This is a genomic window from Actinomadura kijaniata (assembly GCF_014138665.1).
GTDB classification, from domain to species: Bacteria; Actinomycetota; Actinomycetes; order Streptosporangiales; family Streptosporangiaceae; genus Spirillospora; species Spirillospora kijaniata.
Genome location: NZ_JACJIA010000011.1, coordinates 78,101 through 96,262, shown reverse-complemented (window position 1 = coordinate 96,262; position 18,162 = coordinate 78,101). Strand labels below are relative to the sequence as shown.

General features: G+C 75.6%; 19 protein-coding genes. 9 read left to right on the top strand and 10 right to left on the bottom strand.

The genetic code is table 11. The features are described 5' to 3' along the window. Positions 1-25: 25 nt before the first annotated feature. The gene (locus HNR61_RS33845; protein ID WP_220510124.1) at positions 26-1,480 is read right to left on the bottom strand and encodes an MFS transporter; all 1,455 of its coding nucleotides are present in this window, start codon (positions 1,478-1,480) and stop codon (positions 26-28) included. Between the two features lie 98 nt (positions 1,481-1,578). Between HNR61_RS33845 and HNR61_RS33840 the strand changes: the two genes are divergently transcribed. Continuing rightward, complete coding sequence (locus tag HNR61_RS33840; RefSeq protein WP_182847221.1) at positions 1,579-2,190, top strand: TetR/AcrR family transcriptional regulator; 612 nt, start codon at positions 1,579-1,581, stop codon at positions 2,188-2,190. A 19-nt stretch (positions 2,191-2,209) separates the two neighbouring features. Here HNR61_RS33840 and HNR61_RS33835 read toward each other — a convergent pair whose 3' ends face one another. From HNR61_RS33835 to HNR61_RS33820, 4 genes are all read right to left on the bottom strand, one after another. After that, entirely contained in the window at positions 2,210-4,420 is a 2,211-nt protein-coding gene (locus tag HNR61_RS33835; protein ID WP_246444385.1) for a xanthine dehydrogenase family protein molybdopterin-binding subunit, read from the bottom strand. A 2-nt stretch (positions 4,421-4,422) separates the two neighbouring features. Further along, on the bottom strand, positions 4,423-5,391 hold the full coding sequence (locus tag HNR61_RS33830; RefSeq protein WP_182847219.1) for an FAD binding domain-containing protein: 969 nt from the start codon (positions 5,389-5,391) through the stop codon (positions 4,423-4,425). Beyond that, positions 5,391-6,005 carry a (2Fe-2S)-binding protein gene (locus HNR61_RS33825; RefSeq protein ID WP_182847218.1) on the bottom strand — a complete coding sequence of 205 codons (615 nt, stop codon included), beginning with the start codon at positions 6,003-6,005 and terminating at the stop codon, positions 5,391-5,393. Before HNR61_RS33825 ends, HNR61_RS33830 begins: the two co-directional genes overlap by 1 nt. Positions 6,006-6,119: 114 nt before the next feature. Continuing rightward, positions 6,120-7,097, bottom strand: a complete 978-nt coding sequence (locus HNR61_RS33820; RefSeq protein WP_182847217.1) for an ArsR/SmtB family transcription factor — start codon at positions 7,095-7,097, stop codon at positions 6,120-6,122. 78 nt (positions 7,098-7,175) lie between these two features. Here HNR61_RS33820 and HNR61_RS33815 point away from each other — a divergent pair, with 78 nt between their 5' ends. Next, positions 7,176-8,414: an MFS transporter gene (locus HNR61_RS33815; RefSeq protein ID WP_182847216.1), complete on the top strand. Its 1,239-nt coding sequence runs from the start codon at positions 7,176-7,178 to the stop codon at positions 8,412-8,414. 22 nt (positions 8,415-8,436) lie between these two features. Here HNR61_RS33815 and HNR61_RS33810 read toward each other — a convergent pair whose 3' ends face one another. Continuing rightward, the gene (locus HNR61_RS33810; protein WP_220510123.1) at positions 8,437-9,591 is read right to left on the bottom strand and encodes an MFS transporter; all 1,155 of its coding nucleotides are present in this window, start codon (positions 9,589-9,591) and stop codon (positions 8,437-8,439) included. Positions 9,592-9,674: 83 nt separating this feature from the next. Further along, positions 9,675-10,079, bottom strand: a complete 405-nt coding sequence (locus tag HNR61_RS33805; RefSeq protein WP_182847214.1) for a hypothetical protein — start codon at positions 10,077-10,079, stop codon at positions 9,675-9,677. A 197-nt stretch (positions 10,080-10,276) separates the two neighbouring features. Here HNR61_RS33805 and HNR61_RS33800 point away from each other — a divergent pair, with 197 nt between their 5' ends. The 5 genes from HNR61_RS33800 (at position 10,277) to HNR61_RS33780 (ending at position 13,416) form a co-directional block, all read left to right on the top strand. Beyond that, positions 10,277-11,167: a LysR family transcriptional regulator gene (locus HNR61_RS33800; RefSeq protein ID WP_182847213.1), complete on the top strand. Its 891-nt coding sequence runs from the start codon at positions 10,277-10,279 to the stop codon at positions 11,165-11,167. 33 nt (positions 11,168-11,200) lie between these two features. Next, the gene (locus HNR61_RS33795) at positions 11,201-11,692 is read left to right on the top strand and encodes a DUF6624 domain-containing protein (protein WP_182847212.1); all 492 of its coding nucleotides are present in this window, start codon (positions 11,201-11,203) and stop codon (positions 11,690-11,692) included. Between the two features lie 103 nt (positions 11,693-11,795). Next, positions 11,796-12,215, top strand: a complete 420-nt coding sequence (locus HNR61_RS33790; protein ID WP_182847211.1) for a helix-turn-helix domain-containing protein — start codon at positions 11,796-11,798, stop codon at positions 12,213-12,215. Beyond that, the gene (locus HNR61_RS33785) at positions 12,212-13,060 is read left to right on the top strand and encodes an alpha/beta fold hydrolase (protein ID WP_182847210.1); all 849 of its coding nucleotides are present in this window, start codon (positions 12,212-12,214) and stop codon (positions 13,058-13,060) included. Before HNR61_RS33790 ends, HNR61_RS33785 begins: the two co-directional genes overlap by 4 nt. Next, entirely contained in the window at positions 13,057-13,416 is a 360-nt protein-coding gene (locus HNR61_RS33780) for a DUF4180 domain-containing protein (RefSeq protein ID WP_182847209.1), read from the top strand. Before HNR61_RS33785 ends, HNR61_RS33780 begins: the two co-directional genes overlap by 4 nt. Here the strand turns inward: HNR61_RS33780 and HNR61_RS33775 are convergent. From HNR61_RS33775 to HNR61_RS33765, 3 genes are read right to left on the bottom strand one after another with little or no spacing between them, the layout of a single operon-like run. Beyond that, positions 13,410-14,816, bottom strand: coding sequence for an NAD(P)/FAD-dependent oxidoreductase (locus tag HNR61_RS33775; protein ID WP_182847208.1), 1,407 nt, complete (start codon positions 14,814-14,816; stop codon positions 13,410-13,412). The two genes, HNR61_RS33780 and HNR61_RS33775, sit on opposite strands and share 7 nt — an antisense overlap. Positions 14,817-14,850: 34 nt before the next feature. Beyond that, positions 14,851-15,465 carry a GNAT family N-acetyltransferase gene (locus tag HNR61_RS33770; protein ID WP_182847207.1) on the bottom strand — a complete coding sequence of 205 codons (615 nt, stop codon included), beginning with the start codon at positions 15,463-15,465 and terminating at the stop codon, positions 14,851-14,853. Next, positions 15,446-16,081 (bottom strand): carboxymuconolactone decarboxylase family protein, encoded by a 636-nt coding sequence (locus tag HNR61_RS33765; protein ID WP_312898230.1) that lies wholly within the window; start codon positions 16,079-16,081, stop codon positions 15,446-15,448. Before HNR61_RS33765 ends, HNR61_RS33770 begins: the two co-directional genes overlap by 20 nt. 145 nt (positions 16,082-16,226) lie before the next feature. On the opposite strand from HNR61_RS33765, the gene HNR61_RS33760 reads away from it, so the two are divergent. Continuing rightward, positions 16,227-17,300 (top strand): GNAT family N-acetyltransferase, encoded by a 1,074-nt coding sequence (locus HNR61_RS33760; RefSeq protein WP_182847206.1) that lies wholly within the window; start codon positions 16,227-16,229, stop codon positions 17,298-17,300. Between the two features lie 6 nt (positions 17,301-17,306). Next, on the top strand, positions 17,307-18,092 hold the full coding sequence (locus HNR61_RS33755) for a class I SAM-dependent methyltransferase (RefSeq protein ID WP_182847205.1): 786 nt from the start codon (positions 17,307-17,309) through the stop codon (positions 18,090-18,092). The last annotated feature ends 70 nt before the right edge of the window (positions 18,093-18,162 follow it).

The following is an 18,162-nucleotide window of genomic DNA, read 5'->3' as shown; positions in this document are numbered from 1 at the left end:
GGTGTGACCTTTCGTACGGGGGCGGTCAGGCGTTCTCAGGCGCGGAACCGGCGGTCCGGGAGCGTCCGAGGAACGCCGCCGCCAGCAGGGACCCGGCCACGACCAGGGCGGCGTTGACGCCGATGGCGGTCCGCACCCCCGACAGGACCGCGTCCGCGCCGACGGCGCCGGCCATGGCGGCGGTGGCGATCGCGCTCATGATCGGGGTGCCCATGGTGATGCCGACCTGCTGGGTCATGGTGGCGATCCCGGTGGCCCGGCCCTGGTCGGCGTCCGGCAGCCCGGAGGTGGCGCTGACCATGAAGGCGACGATCACCAGCATGTTGCCGACGCCGCCGACGAAGGTGGCGGCCAGCAGCAGCCACAGCCACGCCTGGTCGGCGCCGAGCGCGACCAGGGGCACCGTCGCGGCGGCCTGCACCAGGCCGCCGCCCAGGATGGTGGCGCGGGTGCCGAAGCGGCCGACGACGCGGCCGCCCAGGGTGCCGCCCAGCACGGTGCCGAGGCCGAGCACCCCGAACGCCAGCCCGGTCGCCAGCGGCGAGTAGCCCAGCACCTTCTGCAGGTAGAGGGTGAGCAGGAAGACCAGCGAGGTCTCGGTGACGAAGGCGACCAGCCCGGCGGCGTTGCCCCAGATCACGTTGCGGCGGCGCAGCAGCGCGACGGGGATCAGCGGCGCGGCGGCGCGCTTCTCGACGAACCAGAACGCCACGGTCAGCGCGGCCCCGGCGGCGAGGGCGACCAGGGTGGCGGGGGCGGTCCAGCCGTGCTCGCCCGCCTGGGTGAGGCCGAACACCAGCAGCAGCAGACCGGCGGTGACGGTCGTGGCGCCGGGCACGTCGAGGCGGGGCCGGTCGCCCGACCGGTCATCGGTGATCACGCGGGGGGCGAGCGCGACGACCAGGGCGGCCACCGGGACGTTGACCAGGAACGCCCAGCGCCACGACAGCAGGCTGGTCAGCAGGCCGCCCAGGATCGCCCCGGCGGTGAACCCGGCCGACATCAGCGCGCCGTTGAGGCCGAGCGCCCGTTCGCGCAGCGGCCCCTCGCGGAACGCGGTGGTCAGCAGCGCCAGCCCGGCCGGGGTGACCGCCGCGGTGGCCAGCCCCTGGAGCACGCGGGCGGCCAGCAGCACCGCCGGGTCGGTGGCCAGCCCGCCCAGCAGCGAGGACAGGCCGAGCACGGCCATGCCGCCGACGAACAGCCGCTTGCGGCCCACCAGGTCGGCGACGCGGCCGAACAGCAGGGTGAAGCCGGCGGCGGCCAGGGCGAAGGAGGTGGCGATCCACTGCAGGTTCGCCAGCGAGAAGCCCAGCCCGGCGCCGACCTCGGGCAGCGCGACGTTCAGGATCGAGAAGTCCACGGCGACCATGAACTGGGCGCCGAGCAGCAGGGTGAGCAGCAGCCGTTCCCGGCCGGTCATCCGGGTCCTGGACCCGGACGCGGCGACCGGCGGCGCGGCTGTGGTGGATGCGGCCATGGTTCTGCCCCTTCGACGAAGTTAACGGTTCTGTGGTTCCGTTAAGATGTCGGGGAGCCTAGCAGAAGATCCGACCTAAATGAAACTGGAGACCCGTTATGACGGATGCAGCGTCCGCCCCCGGCACCGTCCGCCCCGGCGGCCGCACCGCCCGGATCCGCGCCGCCGTGCTGCGCGCGGCCGAGGACGCGCTGATCGAGTGCGGTTTCGCCGGGGTGGACCTGGCCGAGATCGCGCGCCGCGCCGAGGTGGGCAAGACGACCGTCTACCGCCGGTGGGGCACCCCGCAGGGCCTGGTCGCCGACCTGCTGGCCGACATGGCCGAGCAGTCGGTCCGCCGCACCGAGACCGGCTCGCTGGACGGCGACCTGCGCGCCAACGCCCGCCTGGTGGTGAGCACCCTCACCGACCCGCGCCAGGGCGTGCTGTTCAAGGCGGTGATCTGCGCGGCGACCACCGACGAGCGCACCGCCCAGGCCCTGCACCGCTTCTACGCCACCCGGATCGCCGAGTGGGCGCCCTGCGTGGACCAGGCGGTGCAGCGCGGCGAGGCCCCCCACGGCACCGACGCCGCCGAGGTGATCCGCGCGGTCTCGGCCCCGCTGTACTACCGCTTCCTGGTCAGCGGCGACCCCCTGGACGCCACCGTCGCCGACCAGGTCGCCCGCACCACCGCCCGCGCGGCCGGAACGGGCGCCTACGTCCGCTGACCGCCCCCGGCCGTCCGGCTCACAGGAGCTTGTCGGGGGTGATCGGGAGACTTCTGATCCGCCGGCCCGTGGCGTGGTGGACGGCGTTGGCGATCGAGGCGCACACGCCGACCGAGGAGATCTCGCCGAGCCCCTTGGAGCCGACCGGGTTGGCGTTGGTGTCGGGTTCCTGGACGAAGACGACGTCGATCTCGCCGATGTCGGCGTGCACCGGCACGTGGTAGTCGGTGAGCGCCGGGGCCAGGAAGCGCCCCGACACCGGGTCGGGACGCTGGTCCTCCATCAGGGCGGCGCCCATCCGCATGATGATCCCTCCCTGGGCCTGGTTGCGGGCGGTCCGGGGGTTGAGGACGCGGCCGACGGCGAACGCCGCGACATGGCGGACCACCCGGACCCGGGGCAGGTTCCGATCGACGCGCACCTCGGTGAAGTGCGCCGCGAACGTCGCCATCGCATGCGGGCCGTGCTCGCCCGCCGGGCGGAAGTCGCCGTCGCCGCGCAGGGCGTTCACGCGGTTGCGGCGCAGCAGGGTCCGGTAGGACTCGCCCCGGTCGGGGTCGTCGCGCAGGTACAGACCTCCGGCGCGGGCGACGACGTCACCGGGGTCCGCACGGTGCAGGGGGGACCGCCGGTCTCGGACGGCCAGCCCGATCGCGGCGCGGCGGGCGTCCAGGGCGGCCAGGTGCACGGCCGACGCGCCGCTGCCCGACATCATCGACCCGAAGGTGGGCGGGCCCGCCGGGAGGTCGGTGTCGCCGTGCCGGATGCCCACCCTCGCCGCGTCCAGCCCGAGCGCCTCGGCGGCGACCTGCGTCAGCGTGGTGAGCGTGCCGCCGCCGATCTCGACGACGCCGCTGCGCACCACCGCCGTCCCGTCGTCGGTCAGGTCGACCGAGGCGCGGGCGGGCCGCTGGTGCTCGGTGCGCTGGCCCCCGGCCATGCCGTAGCCGACCAGGTCGTCGCCCGAGGTCATCGAGCGTGGCCGGGGGTCGCGCCGGTCCCATCCGAACCGCTCGGCGCCCTGCTCGTAGCAGGCCAGCAACTGCTTGCCGCTCCAGGGCCTCCCCGAGACCGGGTGCCGGTCGGCGTGGTTGCGGCGCCGGACCTCGACCGGGTCGACGCCGAGGCGGTGGGCCAGCTCGTCCAGCGCCGACTCCAGCGCGAACGCGCCCGCGCTGTCGCCCGGCGTCCGCATCGCGCCCGAGGTCCCGGTGTTGACCTTCGCCACCCGGATCCGCGTGGCGACGTTCGGGACCGCGTAGACCTGCGGCGTGTTGCCGGGCGCGCCCTCCTGGCGGTCGTCGACGAACGAGGTCTGGTTGACGCTGTCGTGGACGATCGCGCGCAGGCGGCCCGTCCGGTCGGCGCCGAGCCGCACCGTCTGCACGGTCGCGGCCATGTGCCCGGTCCCGGTGAACACCTGCCTGCGCGTGATGACCACCCGGACGGGACGGCGGACGACCCGGGCGGCCAGGGGCGCCAGCAGCACGTGCGGCCACAGGAACGACTTGTTGCCGAACCCGCCGCCCACCAGCGAGGAGATCATGCGGACGTTCTCCTCGGGCAGCCCGAACGCGGTGGCGACGAGCGCGCGGTGCAGGTGGACGGCCTGGGTCGAGTCGTGGATCGTCAGCCGGTCGCCCTCCCAGCGCGCCAGCGTCGCGGACGGCTCCATCGGCGCGTGGCTGAGCGTGGCCGTCCGGTACTCCAGGTCGAGCCGGACGGGCGAGTCGGCCAGCGCGCGGTCGGGGTCGCCCCGCCGGTATTCGGGAGGGAACCGGATGTGCCCGCCCTCGCGCGCGACGTACGCGTCGGGCAGCGCCGCGTCCAGCGTGGGGACCGGCGTCTCCTCCCGGTAGTCGACCCGCAGCAGCGCGGCGCCCCGCTCGGCCTGCTCGCGGGTCTCGGCCACGACCACGGCGATGTACTGGCCCGCGTAGTGGACGCGGTCGTCGGCCAGCGGCAGCCGCCCCTCGGCGGTGTAGGGCGTGGGCGGCAGCGCCGCCCACGCGGGGCGGTTCCGGTGCGTGATCACCGCGAGGACGCCGGGTGACCGCTCGGCCGGTCCCGTGTCGATGCCCAGCACCCGGCCCCGCGGGATCGCGCTGCCGACCAGCACGGCGTGGGCCGCGCCCGGTGTCCGCACGTCGGCGGTGTATCGGGCGGCGCCGGTGACCTTGTCGCGGCCCTCGACGCGTCGCATCGGGTCTCCGATCCGGTCGTCGGTCATGGTCACCCCAGTTCCGTGAGGGCCTGGCGGACCACGCGCCGGACCAGCTCGACCTTGTGGCCGCCGCCGCGCCCGGGCCGCGCGCCCGCCGTGGCCGCGTCGCCCGCCGCGGCGATGGCCGCCTCGTCCAGCCGCCGTCCGACCAGGGCCTGCTCGGCGGCCGTCGACCGCCAGGGCTTGGCCGCCACGCCGCCGAGCGCGATCCGCGCCGACCGCACCGTCCCCCCGCGCTCCTCGACCGCGACGGCGGCCGACACCAGCGCGAAGGCGTAGGAGGCGCGTTCGCGGAACTTGACGTAGCGGGAGCGCCGGGCGAACGGCGCGTCCGGCAGCTCGACCGCCGTGACGACCTCGTCGCGGCGCAGCTCCGTCGTGATGTGCGGGGTGGCGCCGGGCAGCCGGAAGAACCGGTCGACCGGGATGCGCCGTCGTTCGCGGGGCCCCTCGGTCACGACGACCGCGTCCAGCGCCTGGAGCGCCACGGCCAGGTCGGACGGGTGGACCGCCACGCAGTGCGGGCTCGCCCCGAAGACGGCCTGGAGGTGCCCGTCGCCCCGGGCGGCCGAGCAGCCCGCGCCGGGCGCGCGGCGGTTGCACGCGAACTCCGGCAGCCGGAAGTAGGCGCAGCGGGTCTGCTGGAGCAGGTTGCCGCCGAAGCTGGCCCGATTGCGGATCTGCGGGGACGCGCCCGAGCGCAGCGCCTCGACCAGCACCGGGTACGCGCGGCGCAGGCGGGGGTCGTCGACCGCGTTGCGGCACAGCGCGCCGATCCGGACGCCGCCGCCGCGCGGCCACTCGATCCCGTCCAGGCCGAGGCCGTTGACGTCGACCAGGTGGGTCGGGGCGACGATGCCGTCGCGGACCAGCGTGGACAGGTCGGTCCCCCCGGCGACCAGGCGCGCGCCCTCGTCGCCCGCCAGGATCCGCAGCGCCTCGGAGACGTGCCGGGCACGCGTGTAGTGGAAGGACATCACCGTTCCCCCGTTTCGCGCGCCGCCGCCTCGACCGCCGCGACGATGTTCGGGTAGGCCGCGCACCGGCACAGGTTCCCGCTCATCAGTTCCCTGATCTCGGCGCGGGACGGCCGCGGGTTCTCCTTCTCCAGCAGGCCCACCGCCGAGGTGACCTGGCCGGAGGTGCAGAAGCCGCACTGGAACCCGTCGTGCTCGACGAACGCCCGCTGCACGGGGTGCAGCCGGTCGCCGTCCGCCAGCCCCTCAACGGTCGTGATCTCGGCGTCGTCGAACATCGGCGCGAAGGTCAGGCACGCCAGGATGCGCCGCCCCTCCAGCAGGACCGTGCAGGCCCCGCACGCGCCCTGGTCGCACCCCTTCTTCGGCCCGGTGACCGCCAGATCCTCCCGGAGCGTGTCGAGCAGGCTGGCGCGGGGGTCCACCCGCAACGACCGCCGTGTCCCGTTCACGGTCATCGTCAGCGGCACCGTCTCGGGCGGGGCCGCCGGAGCCGCCGGCGCGGCCTCCGCGGGCCGTGCGCCCGTGCCGAGGGCCGCCGCTCCCGCCAGCCCGGCCCCCGTCGAGAGGAACACGCGGCGGCTGGGCCGTCCTTCCCGTTCCGGATCATCCATGAAGCCGTCCTTCCCACCGTTTTCGCCGGGCGGAATGAAAGGGCGAGTACGCCGGAGATCATTCAAGGCGCGCCGTCATAAAAACGGCCGAAAGGAACGGGGGCCGGACCGGGATCACCCCACGGGGGCGGTGAGCAGGGCGTCGGCCGTGGCGGTGCGGGCGTACAGGACCGAACGGCCCGCGCGGTGCGCGCTGACCAGGCCCGCCGCGCGCAGCGCCGTCAGCTGCTGGGACACCGCCGGGGCCGACAGGCCGGTGCGGGACGCCAGCTCCGTCGTCGACGCGGGGGCCTCCAGCTCGGTCAGCAGCGTCGTGCGGGAACGCCCGAGCACCGCGGCGACGGCCTCGGTGGAGGCGGGGGCGCGGCGTTCCCACAGGGTGCCCGCGCCGCGCGCCGGGTAGGCGAGCTGCGGCGGCCCGGCCGGGGAGGCCAGGGTCAGCACCCGCGACCACACGAACACCGACGGGGCCAGCACCAGCCCCGCGCCCGTGCCCGTGCGGTTCAGCACGCAGTGGCGGCGCACGATGCGCAGGGTGTCGTTGTCCCAGCGGACCCCGGCGTGCAGGTCGTTGAGCAGGTGCGCCGCGCCGTGCTCGGCGACCTGGCGGGCGCGGTGGAACACGTCGGCCTCCAGGACGGTCCGGATCCGCGCCCAGTACGGCCCGAGCGCGACCTCCCAGTACCGCTCGACCTCGGCGACGACCTGGCCGAGGGCGGTGTCGGGGTCGTCGCGCAGCAGGGCGCGGCGCTCGGGGTCCAGCCCGGACAGGTGGGGCACCTCCGCCCGCAGGATCTCCCGGTCGCCGGCGCGGATCGCGGCGAGTTCGTCCGCGAGCGTCGGGAAGGGGCCGTCCGGCGGCGGGGTGAGGAAGTCGGCGAGGTGCCCGGTCGCGGGGAGCAGCCGGGCCAGCCACCCGTCCGGCGGCACGGCGCCCAGGCGCGGGCGGACCTGGCCGGCCCAGCGCCGGTGGATGTCGGGGACGGTGTCGGCGGCCAGGGCCCGGTAGCTCGCCACGACCTCCCACATCGGCGACACCACGAAGCGCGTCTGCGCCAGGTCGCTCGCCGAGAACGCCAGTTCGGCCAGCATGTCCGCCTCCCGGGGCCGAGGATTTCGCCTGATCTTAATCAATGGAGCCCCGGCCGGGCCGAGGGCACGATCTCCGCCATGCCCTTCCTGCGTTCCAGCGTGTCCGCCCAGTTCGGCGGGCTTCCCCGCGACATCTACGTCGTCTTCGCCGGCACGGTCGTCAACCGGCTCGGCTACATGGTCACCCCGTTCCTGGTCTTCTTCCTCGCGGCGCGCGGCGTCACGCCCGAGCAGACGCCGTGGATCCTCGGCGCGCTCGGCGCGGGCAACCTGCTCGGCCCGGCGCTCGGCGGGCTGCTCGCCGACCGGCTGGGGCGCCGCCCGACGATGCTGACCGGCCTGGTCGGCACGGCGGCGGCGCAGGGCGCGCTGTTCGCCGCCCCCAACGCGGTGACCCTGGCGCTGGCGGCGGTCCTGCTCAGCGCGACCGGCGCGATGGTCAGCCCGGCCGCGTACGCGCTGCTGGCCGACCGGGTCGGCCCCGAACGCAGGCAGAGCGCGTACGCGCTGTTCGGGTGGGGCGTCAACATCGGCACGGCGATGGCGGGCGTGCTGGGCGGGTTCCTCGCCGAGCGCGGCTACTGGCTGCTGTTCGCCGTGGACGCCGTCACCGTCCTGCTGTACGCGGCGATCGTCGTGTGGCGGCTGCCCGCCGACCGCGCTCCGGGCCGTGCGGCCGGGACCGGCGTCGGCTACGGCGTCGTGCTGCGCGACCGGCTGCTGATGCTGCTGCTGCCCCTGCTCGGCCTGCAGCTCGCCATCTACTCGCTGACGGAGGTGGCGCTGCCCCTCGCCATCCGCGACGACGGCCTGTCCCCCGCCGTGTACGGCACGATGGCGATGCTGAACGCGCTGCTGGTGGTGCTGGTCCAGCCGGTCGCGACCGGTGCGCTGGCCCGGTTCCCGCAGCTTCCGGTGTACGTGGCGACGAGCCTGCTGATCGCGGCGGGCGTCGCGGCGACCGGCCTGGCCGACCGCCCCGGGGAGTACGCGGCGACGGTCGTGCTGTGGTCGCTGGGCGAGGCCGGGATGAGCGGGATCGCGGCCTCGGTCGTGGCGAACCTCGCGCCCGCCCACGCCCGGGGCCGCTACCAGGGGGCGTTCCAGTGGACCTGGGGCCTGGCCCGGTTCACCGCGATGACCGCCGGGACGGCCCTGTACACCCACGTCGCCCCGGCGGCGCTGTGGTGGACCGCCGCCGTCGCGGGCGTCGCCGCCGCCCTCGGCGTCCTCGCCCTCGCGCCGCTCCTGGCCCGCCGCGCCGCCGCCCCGGAGCCGGTCCCGGCGGTCCCGGCCGCCGAGCCCGCGGCCGTGTGACCGGCCCGGTCGGGCGGGGCCGTCAGCGGGCGGCCCACCGTCCCGTCAGCCAGGTCAGCGGCAGGCAGGCCAGGCACATCGCCAGGCCGGCGAGGACGACCGCCGGCAGGCCGCTGCCGGACAGGGCCCGGCCGCCCAGCAGCGCCCCGGCCGCGATACCGGCGTTGACCGCCGAGGCGGGCAGGCTGGCGGCCAGGTCGCGGGCGGGACCGGCGAGCGTCGCCACCCGGTACTGCAGGGCCGGTACCAGCCCGAACCCGACCAGGCCCCACACCAGCAGCGCCACCGCGACCAGCGCCGGGACGGCCCCGGCCACGTACAGCAGGCCCAGGGCCAGCACCAGGACGACGTTGGCCACCACCAGGGCGCGGGAGGCGTCGCGGTCGGCCGCCCAGCCGCCGGCGAACGTGCCGACCGCCGTGGCCACGCCGTAGGCCAGCAGGAAGCCGCTGACGGCGGCGTCCGACAGGCCGGTCACCTTCAGCAGGAAGGGCGTGATGTAGGTGAAGACGGTGAACTGCCCGCCCAGCAGCAGCACCCCGATCGCCAGCATGACCAGGACGCGCGGCGCGAACGCGGCCCGGGCCTGGGAGCGCAGCCCCTGCGCGCCGCCGGTACTGACCGCGGGCATCAGCAGGAGCAGGCCCGCCAGGACGACGGCGCCCACGGCGATGATCGCGACGAACGCGCCGCGCCAGCCCAGGCTGCGGCCCACCAGCGTCCCGATCGGGACGCCCATGGCGGTGGAGACGGCGATCCCGCCGAGGATGACCGCGATGGCCCGCCCCATGCGCTCGGGGGGAACGAACGAGCCGACCGCGACGAAGGCCGCCCCCACGAACACCCCGTGCAGTGACCCGGCCACCGCCCGGGCCACCAGCAGGAACGCGAAGCCGTCGGTGACGACCATCGTCAGTGTGGCCAGCAGGAAGGCCAGCATGGAGATCCACAGCAGGGTCCGCCGCCCCAGGCGGATGGTCGCCGCGGTCAGCGCGGGCCCGCCGATGGCCAGGCCCAGGGCGTAGGCGGTGACCAGGACGCCCGCCGTGCCGACCGTCACGCCGGTGTCGGCGGCGATCAGGTCCAGCACACCGACGATCACCAGCTCGGTGCTGCCGAGGACGAACGTGGCCAGGAACAGCGAGAGCAGGGCCAGGTTGCCGCGGGCGCGGCTCACGGCCGGGGGGCTCGGGCTCACGGTCGGGGAGGGATGCATGGTCGGACTCCGGTTCGCGTTGTTCTGGGCGTGCGTGACGAGGGTCAGGCGGCCTTGATCAGCCCGGCCGCCAGGGCGATGAGCGCGGCCGCCAGCAGCAGGGCGCCGACGCGGATGAGCGCCGTGCCCGCCGAACGCCGTCCCTCCTCGCCGACGCCCAGGTGGAGGAAGAACCCGCCCGACTGCGCCAGCACCCCGACCAGCAGGACACCGCCGCACAGCCACTCCAGGCCGTCGGAGAAACCGGCGCGGGGCAGGTACAGCAGGTAGACCAGCGAGAGCACCAGCAGCACCCCGGCGTGCGCGTGACCGGCCCGGAAGAACCGCTCGCGGAACGCTCCGAGCCGGTCCCGGTCGGTGGTGGCGGAACGCAGCAGCGCGTGCCCGCCGAACTCGACCGTCACCAGCGACAGGATCGCCACGGTCGGCAGGATCTCGGTGGGCTCCATCAGCTCTCCTCGCTCGCGGGACGGCCTCTTCCGTGACCGGCGCGCCGCCCGGGCGGGCACATGTCACAATTCCTTCGAAAATGCCTTTCGGTCGCGGTCCCGGCGCGACCAGGTCGAGCATTCCGGCCGGTCACGGAGAGAACAACGGCCGTCTCCGCAACGTCGGTTAACACCGCGGTTCACGATCGAGGGGCGCCATGGAGCTGCGTGACATCGAGATCTTTCTGACGCTCGCCGAGGAGCTGCACTTCACCAGGACCGCCGACCGGCTGCACGTGAGCCCTGCGCGGGTCAGCCAGGCCATCAGGAAGCAGGAGCGCGAGGTCGGCGCCCGGCTGTTCGAGCGCACCAGCCGCAGCGTCCGCCTCACCCCGATCGGCGAACGGCTGTACGCCGACCTGCGACCCGCCTACCGCGAGATGCGCGAGGGCATGCGGCGGGCCAGGCTGGCGGCGCGGGGCGAGACCGCGGTGCTGCGCGTCGGCATGCTGCCCGGCAACGCCCACGACCTGCGCCCCTACTGGGAGGCGTTCCGGGACCGCCACCCCGACTGGGGGCTGCGCATCCGCCACAACCCGTTCATCGACCCGTTCGACCCCCTGCGCAACGGCGAGGTGGACGTCCTGGTCTCCTGGCTGCCGGTGGAGGAGCCCGACCTCACCGTCGGCCCGGTCGTCTTCACCGAGTCCCGGGTGCTGCTCGCCACGCCCGACCATCCGCTGGCCGCGCGCACGTCCGCCTCGGTCGAGGACCTGGGCGACTTCGGCGTCCTCGGCCCGGCGGCGCCCCTGCCCGACTACTGGGAGGACGCCTTCCTCCCGTTCGAGACCCCCAGCGGGCGCCCCATCGAGCGCGGCCCGGTCGCCCGGCAGATGGACGACATCCTCACCACCGTCAGCACCGGGGAGGTCGTCCATCACCTGGGCGCCCACGCCGCCCGCTACTACAACCGCCCGGACGTCGCGTTCCTGCCCCTCCGGGACGCCCCCCGCCTGCGGTGGGGCCTGGTCTGGCGGAGCGACGCCCGGTGCGAGCGGATCCGCGCCCTGGCCGGGGTGGTCCGCGACCTGGGCACCGCCGACCTCTGAGCCCGGTCCGCGCGCGATGGCACAATACGGCAAATGATCAAGAAACTCGCCGACGAGCTCACCGCCATGGCCGCCGCCGACCACGCCGCCTCCCCCATGGCCAACAGCGACGACTTCGCCGAGCAGCTGGAGCGGCGGCGGCTGACCGCGCGGCACGCCGACCGCCTCACCGAGATCCTCGACGAGCACGGCTGGCCCACCGTCCCGGCGGTCGGCGCGGACGCGGCGCGCGCCGCCTGGCTGATCGCCCAGCACGCCGACCGCCAGCTCGACGTGCAGCGCCGCGCCGTGGCGCTCATGGGCGAGGCCGTGGCCGCCGGGGAGGCCGACGCGGCGCAGTACGCGTTCCTGCGGGACCGGACGCTGGTCAACGAGGGCCGCGAGCAGGTCCACGGCACCCAGATCGCCGGGATCCGCGACGACGGGCCCGTGCCGTGGCCGTGCGTGGAGCCGGAGAGGATGGACGAGCGCCGCGCCGAGGTCGGCATCCCGCCGTTCGAGGAGTACATCGCCCGGTTCTCCTGACGCCCGGCCACCACCTCCGGTGACCCTGACACTCCCCAACATTACCTGTTAGCCCATACATATGGCAGGATAGGTAACGATAGAGAGTCTCGGGGTGGGGTGTATGGCGCAGCAGTACTACTCGGTCGAGCAGGTGGCCGAGCTTCTGGATCTCCACGTGCGGACCGTGCGGGGCTATGTGCGGGACGGGAAGCTGAGGGCGACCCGGATCGGCAAGCAGTACCGGATCGCGCGGGAGGACCTGGAGGAGTTCACCGGTGCTCCCGCGCCGGCCGCGCCGGCGGCGGAGACGTACGCCGAGGCGTCCACGGTCGTGCGGGTCGACGGGATCGGCCGGGACGCCGCCAACCGGGTCGCCAACACCGTCGCGGCCCTGCTGAACGGCCCCGGCGCCCACGGACTGCACGTCCACACCGTCCACGACGAGCCCCGCTCCGCCCTCAAGGTCGTCGTCACGGGCGGCCTGGAGGGCACCGCCGAGATCCTGAAGGTCGTCCACGCGCTGACGGAGGGTCCCTCGTGAACGAGGTCTACCGATCCCCCGAGGGGCGGCGTCTCGTCGAGGGGCGTTACCGGGAGCTGCTGGCGTCCTGGCCCGTCCCCGTCGAGCGCCGGCACGTGCCGACGCGGCGGGGCGACACGTTCGTGGTGTCGGCCGGGCCGCCGGACGCGCCGCCGCTGGTCCTGCTGCACGGCTCCGGCGGCAACGCCCTCACCTGGCGCGACGACATGCCCGTGTGGGCCGGGCGGTTCCGCGTCCACGCCGTGGACGTGCTCGGCGAGCCGGGCCTGAGCGAGCCGGTGCGGCTGCCGCTCGCCGACGAGGAGCACGCGCTGTGGCTGGACGAGGTCCTGGGCGGGCTGGAGGTCGACCGCGCCGCCGTCGCGGGCATGTCCCTGGGCGGCCGGCTCGCGCTCGACTACGCCGTCCGCCGCCCCGGGCGCGTCGAGCGCCTGGTCCTGCTGTGCCCCGGCGGCGTCGGCAGGCAGAAGACCGGCGCGGTGCTGCTGGCGTCGCTGCTGCTGCCGTTCGGGCGGCGGGCGAGGATCAGGGCCATGGACCTCGTGCTGGGGCCCCGGCCCGCGACGCCGCAGGACCGCGAGATCGGCGAGTACGTGGCGTTCGTCCACGAGAACTTCCGGCCGCGCCGCGACCGGCTGCCGGTGTTCTCCGACGCCGACCTGGCCTCGCTGACGATGCCGGTCCTCGTCATCGTCGGCGACCGGGACCCGATGTTCGACTCCCGCGCCACGCTGCGCCGCCTGCCCCGGGCCGAGCACGTGCTGCTGGAGAACACCGGTCACCTCATCGTCGGGCAGGCCCGCCGCGTCCTCGACTTCCTCGGCCCCGAAAGGCGGCGCGCGTGAACGACGCCCTCACCGACCTCGGCGGCACGTCCGTGCTGGTGTGCGCGCCCGGCGGCCCGGCGGTGCGCGGGGAGCAGGACGCCGTCGACCTGGTCGGCAACGCCTTCTACCTCGGCGCGCACTGGGTCGCCCTCCCCGTGGAACGCCTCACCGGCGACTTCTTCCGCCTGCGCACCCGGCTGGCGGGCGCGGTCGCGCAGAAGTTCGTCAACTACCGCGTCGGCCTGGCCGTCGTCGGCGACGTCCCCGAGGGCGGCGACGCGCTGGAGGCGTTCGTGCGGGAGAGCAACCGGGGCCGCCACCTGTGGTTCGTCGCCGACCTGGAGGAGCTGGAGGCGCGGCTCGGCCGTCAGTGACCGGTGATCGTGTCGGCGACGCGGGCGAGGACCGAGGGCCTGCCCGTCGCCGCCTCGCGGGCGTCGGCCACCCGGTACAGCGCGTACATCGACTGGACGCCCAGCCAGCGCAGCGGCTCGGGCTCCCAGCGCCGCACCCGCCACCCCACCCACGGCAGCGCCGTCAGCTCGGTGTCGCGGCGCAGCGCCAGGTCGCGCAGCGTGCGCCCGGCCAGGTTCGCGGCGGCGACGCCGTGCCCGGTGTAACCGCCCGCGTGGCCGAGGCCGGTGCGGTGGTCCACCACGGCCGTCGCGCACCAGTCGCGCGGCACGCCCAGCACGCCCGACCAGGCGTGGTCGACGCGGGCCTCGCGCGCGGCGGGGAACATGCCGGTCAGCGTCCGCCACAGCGCCGCCACCGTCTCCGGCGCGGTGCGTCCCGCGTCGTCCACGCGCGAGCCGTACCGGTAGGGCCTGCCGCGCCCGCCGAACGCGATCCGGTCGTCGGCGGTGCGCTGGGCGTACATGTAGTAGTGCGCCATGTCGCCCAGCACCTCGCGGCCCTCCCAGCCGATCCGCTCCCACGTTCCGGGCGGCAGCGGCGTGGTGACGATCATGGAGCTGTTCATCGGCAGCCAGTCGCGGTGGTGCCCCCGCACCAGGGCGGTGAAGCCCTCGGTGCAGCGCAGCACGAGATCGGCGGTGACCGTGCCGTGGGGGGTGACGGCCGCCGCCGGGTCGCTCCCCCGGCGCGGCCGGATCCCGGTGACGGGCGTCCGCTCGAAGATCTCCACGCCGAGGTCGCGGACCACCCGCGCCAGCCCCCGGACGAGCCGGGCGGGCTGGACGCGGGCGGCGTGCGGGCTCCAGGCCGCGCCCGCCGACCCGGCGACGTCGACGCGTTCCCCCGGCCCGAGCAGGACGATGTCGTCCTCGTCCCAGCCCCACGCGTGGCACTCGCGCACGGTGTCGACCAGGCGCGCCCGCTGCGGCGCGTTGCGGGCGACGGTCAGCACGCCGCCCTTCACCAGGTCGGCGTCGACGCCCTCGGCCTCCGCGACCCGCAGCACCTCGTCCACGGTCGCGAACATCTCCCGCTGCAACGCCACCGCCGCCGCGCGCCCGTGCCGCCGCGCGTACCGCTCCCGCGACCCGGCGATCTCCCCGACGACCCAGCCGCCGTTGCGGCCGGACGCGCCGAACCCGGCGTGCTCCTTCTCCAGCACCACCACGCGCAGGTCCGGCTGGGCGCGCTTGAGGTAGTAGGCGGTCCACAGGCCCGTGTAGCCCGCGCCGATCACGCACACGTCGGCGGTGCGCGGTCCGGGCAGCGGCGCGCCGGGCGGGACCCGGTCGAGATCGCGGTACCAGAACGAGACGTCGCCATTGACGAAGCCGGGGGCGAGCGGTGCTGAATCCATGGCCCTATTGTGCAGCGTTCGACTGATTCTGTCGTCACACGTCGGCAACACGACTGGATCCGCGCCAGCGCAGGCGGTCGGCGGCGTACAGCAGCGTCCCGTCGGGACCGTCGGGTCCGTCGGGACAGCGCCGCATCCCCAGGTGCTCGGCCACGCGCGCGCTCGCGGGGTTGCCGGTGTCGATCTCGGCGGTGATCCGGCGCAGGCCCACCACGTCGAACGCGTACCCCAGCACCGCCCGCGCCGCCTCGGCCGCCAGGCCCTGGCCCCAGCGCGCCGGTTCCACGCTGTAGACGATCTCGACGTCGGCCCCCACGGGGCCCAGATGGCGGCGCAGCCCGCTCACCCCCGCCAGCGGCACCGCGTCCGCGCCGCCGGGGTCCAGGTCCACGCCGCGCGCCATGCCCCGCACCGCGGGCCGCACCGTCCACAGCCCGTAGCCCTCGGTGGCGAAGTCCCGCTGGCTCGCCGCGATGATCTCGGTGACCTGCTCGGGGGACACCCCGCGGCCGTCGAACAGGTGGCGGCGCACCAGCGGCCCGTTCCAGTGGGCCAGCAGCGCCGCGTGGTCGCTCATGCTCACCGGGCGCAGCACCAGCCGCCCGGTCCGCAGGGTCTCGCCGCGCCCGTCACCCGGGGTGCCCGCCATCGTCCCCCCACTCGGGCGCCGGCTCGCCGTCCGGCACCCCCACCCGGAACGCCCGCAGTTGCAGGGCCAGGGCCGCGTAGTAGCCCACCAGGGTCACCAGCTCCACCAGCGCGGTGCGGCCGAGGGTGGCGACGGCCTCGGCGTGCACCGCGTCGGACAGGTCGTGCTCGGCGGCCAGCTGCCGGGCCGCCTCGTGGACGATCCGCTCGCGCGCGTCGGCCAGCAGCGGGGCCCGCCCGGCGCGCAGCGCCGCCAGCTCGCCGTCGGTCAGCCCCGCGCGGCGGGCGATGCCCTCGTGCGCGTACCACTCGAAGTCGCTGCGCCAGTGCGCGGCGACGACCAGGATCGCGATCTCCCGCTCCCGGCGGGTGAAGGCGGTCCGGAACCGCAGCGCCGCGCCCAGCTCCTGCAACGGCATCCCGACGGCGGGGCTGTAGAGCATCGCGTTGAACGGCCCCTGGAGCCGCCCCGCGCCGTCGGTCAGCCGGAAGGCGGGCGGCCGCTCGCCGCGCGGCCCCTCGGTCAGCGCGTCGTAGACCTCGCGCTGGCGCTCGCTCAGCAGTCCGGGCGGCAGCAGCGGCAGCCGCTCCACGTCCCCGTTCGGAGGGTCGATCACCCACCGCACGGTAGGCCGCCCCGGCCGATCGCTCAAGCCTCGTCGGCAAGGTGAAACCGTGGCCTCACGGGGACGTAGCCGCCGCGTAACACCGCCCGCCCATCGTGACGGGGTACGCACCCGCCCCCACAGACGGGAACGCTCCATGCCGCTGCTGCGCATCCGCACCGAGATCGACGACCGTCCCGGCCGGCTGGCCCTGCTCACGGCCGCGCTCGCCGCGCGGGGCGCCAACATCCTCGGCCTGTCGGTGCAGGTCGACACCCAGGGGGTGGTGGACGAGTTCATCGTCGCCGCGCCGCCCGGCGGGCCCGGCCCCGAGGGGCTGCGCGCGGCCCTGGAGGAGGCGGGCGGGACGCGCACCGCCGTCGTCCCGGCCCGCCCGCACGAGCTGGTGGACGAGCCGACCCGGGCGCTGGCCCTGGTGGCGCGGCTGCGCGCCGAGCCGCACGCGCTGCCGGAGGTGCTGGCCGAGCTGCTGCGCGCCGACGAGGCCGGCTGGGCGACGGCCGCCGCCGCGGGGGACGAGGAGCCCGACGTGCTCGTCGTCGCGGCCGGGCAGCGGCGGGCGGTGCGGCTGCGGCGCGGCGGGCTGCCGTTCACCGCGACCGAGGCGGCGCGGGCCGACGCGCTGGTCCGCGCGGCGCTGCCGCACCCCTCCCCGCCGCCGGGGTCGCGCGCGGTGACGCTGCGCGACGGCACGCGCGTGCTGGTGCGGCCGGTCACGCGCGGCGACGCCGACGCGGTGCGGGCCATGCACGAGCGGTGCTCGCTGGACAGCCGGCGGATGCGGTACTTCAGCCCCAAGCCGTCCCTGTCGCGGCGGTCGTTCGAGCTGTTCTGCGACCCGGCGCACGGGCTGACGCTCGTCGCGGAGGGCCCCGACGGGTCGGTGCTGGCGCTGGCGCACCTGATCCACGTGCTGGACCCGGGCGTGGCGGAGCTGGCGTTCCTGGTGGAGGACGCCTGGCAGGGCCGCGGGCTCGGCCGGGCGCTGGCCGGGCTGCTGCTGGGGCTCGGCCGGGAACGCGGCCTGGTCGAGCTGCGGGCGACCGCGCTCGGCGAGAACGTCCGGATGCGGCGGCTGCTGGCCTCGCTGGGCGGCCGGACCCGCCGCACCGGGGAGCCCGGCGTGCTGGAGGTGCGGATGCGGCTGGACGGCCGCTCCGCCGCGCCGGGCGCCGTGGACCCCGGCCCCGGGGGCGCGCTGGCAGGATAGGGGCCCGTGAGCGGCATCTACGACGACCCCTGGGCCTACGAACTGGCGTGCGCGTTCCGCGACGTGACCGCCGAGGTGGACGTGCTGCTGGACTGGTGCGGGCGGCACCGGCCGGGCGGCGCGCCGCCCCGCACCGTGCTGGAGCTGGCGGCCGGGCCCGCCGAGCACGCCCGCGAGTTCGCCCGGCGCGGGCTGCGGGCGACCGCGCTCGACCTGCACCCGGCCATGTGCGCGCACGCCGACCGGGCCGCGCGGACGGCGGGGCTGGAGATCGAGGTCGTGCAGGAGGACATGACGGCGTTCGCGCTGGGCCGCCGGTTCGACCTGGTGGTGACCATGCTGGACTCCACCTCGCACCTGATGACGCTGGAGGCGTTCACCGCGCACCTGGACCGCGTCGCCGAGCACCTGGCCGACGACGGCCTGTACGTGCTGGAGATGTCGCACCCCCGCGACCGGCTCGGCGACGACCCGAGCGTGTCCACCGCCTGGACGGTGGAGCGCGACGGCGTCCGCGCCACGGTCCGCTGGGGCGAGCCGGCCGACCGGCTGGACCCGGTCACCCAGATCGCCGACGACCACGTCACGATGGTGATCGAGGAGGCCGGGACGACCCGGGTGATCCGCGACATGGTGCCCTACCGGTTCTGGTCGGCGACCGAGCTGGCGGCGGCGGTCCGGCTGTCGGGCGCGCTGGAGCCGGTGGCGCGCCACGGCGACTTCGCCGACGTGGACCTGCGCGACCCGAAGGCGTGGCGGATGATCACCGTGTTCCGGCGCGCGGGCCGGTGACGGGCCGGGCCGGGGATCGCGCCCCGTCCCGCCGCGACGTTGACATCAATTCCGAAATTCCGTAATTTCG

Excerpts from the sequence above, each read along its gene's own strand:
- HNR61_RS33845 (WP_220510124.1), bottom strand. The coding sequence starts at position 1,480 with ATGGCCGCATCCACCACAGCCGCGCCGCCGGTCGCCGCGTCCGGGTCC.
- HNR61_RS33770 (WP_182847207.1), bottom strand. The coding sequence starts at position 15,465 with ATGGCGGGCACCCCGGGTGACGGGCGCGGCGAGACCCTGCGGACCGGG.
- HNR61_RS33795 (WP_182847212.1), top strand. The coding sequence starts at position 11,201 with ATGATCAAGAAACTCGCCGACGAGCTCACCGCCATGGCCGCCGCCGAC.
- HNR61_RS33775 (WP_182847208.1), bottom strand. The coding sequence starts at position 14,816 with ATGGATTCAGCACCGCTCGCCCCCGGCTTCGTCAATGGCGACGTCTCG.
- HNR61_RS33840 (WP_182847221.1), top strand. The coding sequence starts at position 1,579 with ATGACGGATGCAGCGTCCGCCCCCGGCACCGTCCGCCCCGGCGGCCGC.
- HNR61_RS33805 (WP_182847214.1), bottom strand. The coding sequence starts at position 10,079 with ATGGAGCCCACCGAGATCCTGCCGACCGTGGCGATCCTGTCGCTGGTG.
- HNR61_RS33760 (WP_182847206.1), top strand. The coding sequence starts at position 16,227 with ATGCCGCTGCTGCGCATCCGCACCGAGATCGACGACCGTCCCGGCCGG.
- HNR61_RS33790 (WP_182847211.1), top strand. The coding sequence starts at position 11,796 with ATGGCGCAGCAGTACTACTCGGTCGAGCAGGTGGCCGAGCTTCTGGAT.
- HNR61_RS33800 (WP_182847213.1), top strand. The coding sequence starts at position 10,277 with ATGGAGCTGCGTGACATCGAGATCTTTCTGACGCTCGCCGAGGAGCTG.
- HNR61_RS33820 (WP_182847217.1), bottom strand. The coding sequence starts at position 7,097 with ATGCTGGCCGAACTGGCGTTCTCGGCGAGCGACCTGGCGCAGACGCGC.
- HNR61_RS33815 (WP_182847216.1), top strand. The coding sequence starts at position 7,176 with ATGCCCTTCCTGCGTTCCAGCGTGTCCGCCCAGTTCGGCGGGCTTCCC.
- HNR61_RS33835 (WP_246444385.1), bottom strand. The coding sequence starts at position 4,420 with ATGACCGACGACCGGATCGGAGACCCGATGCGACGCGTCGAGGGCCGC.
- HNR61_RS33825 (WP_182847218.1), bottom strand. The coding sequence starts at position 6,005 with ATGGATGATCCGGAACGGGAAGGACGGCCCAGCCGCCGCGTGTTCCTC.
- HNR61_RS33830 (WP_182847219.1), bottom strand. The coding sequence starts at position 5,391 with ATGTCCTTCCACTACACGCGTGCCCGGCACGTCTCCGAGGCGCTGCGG.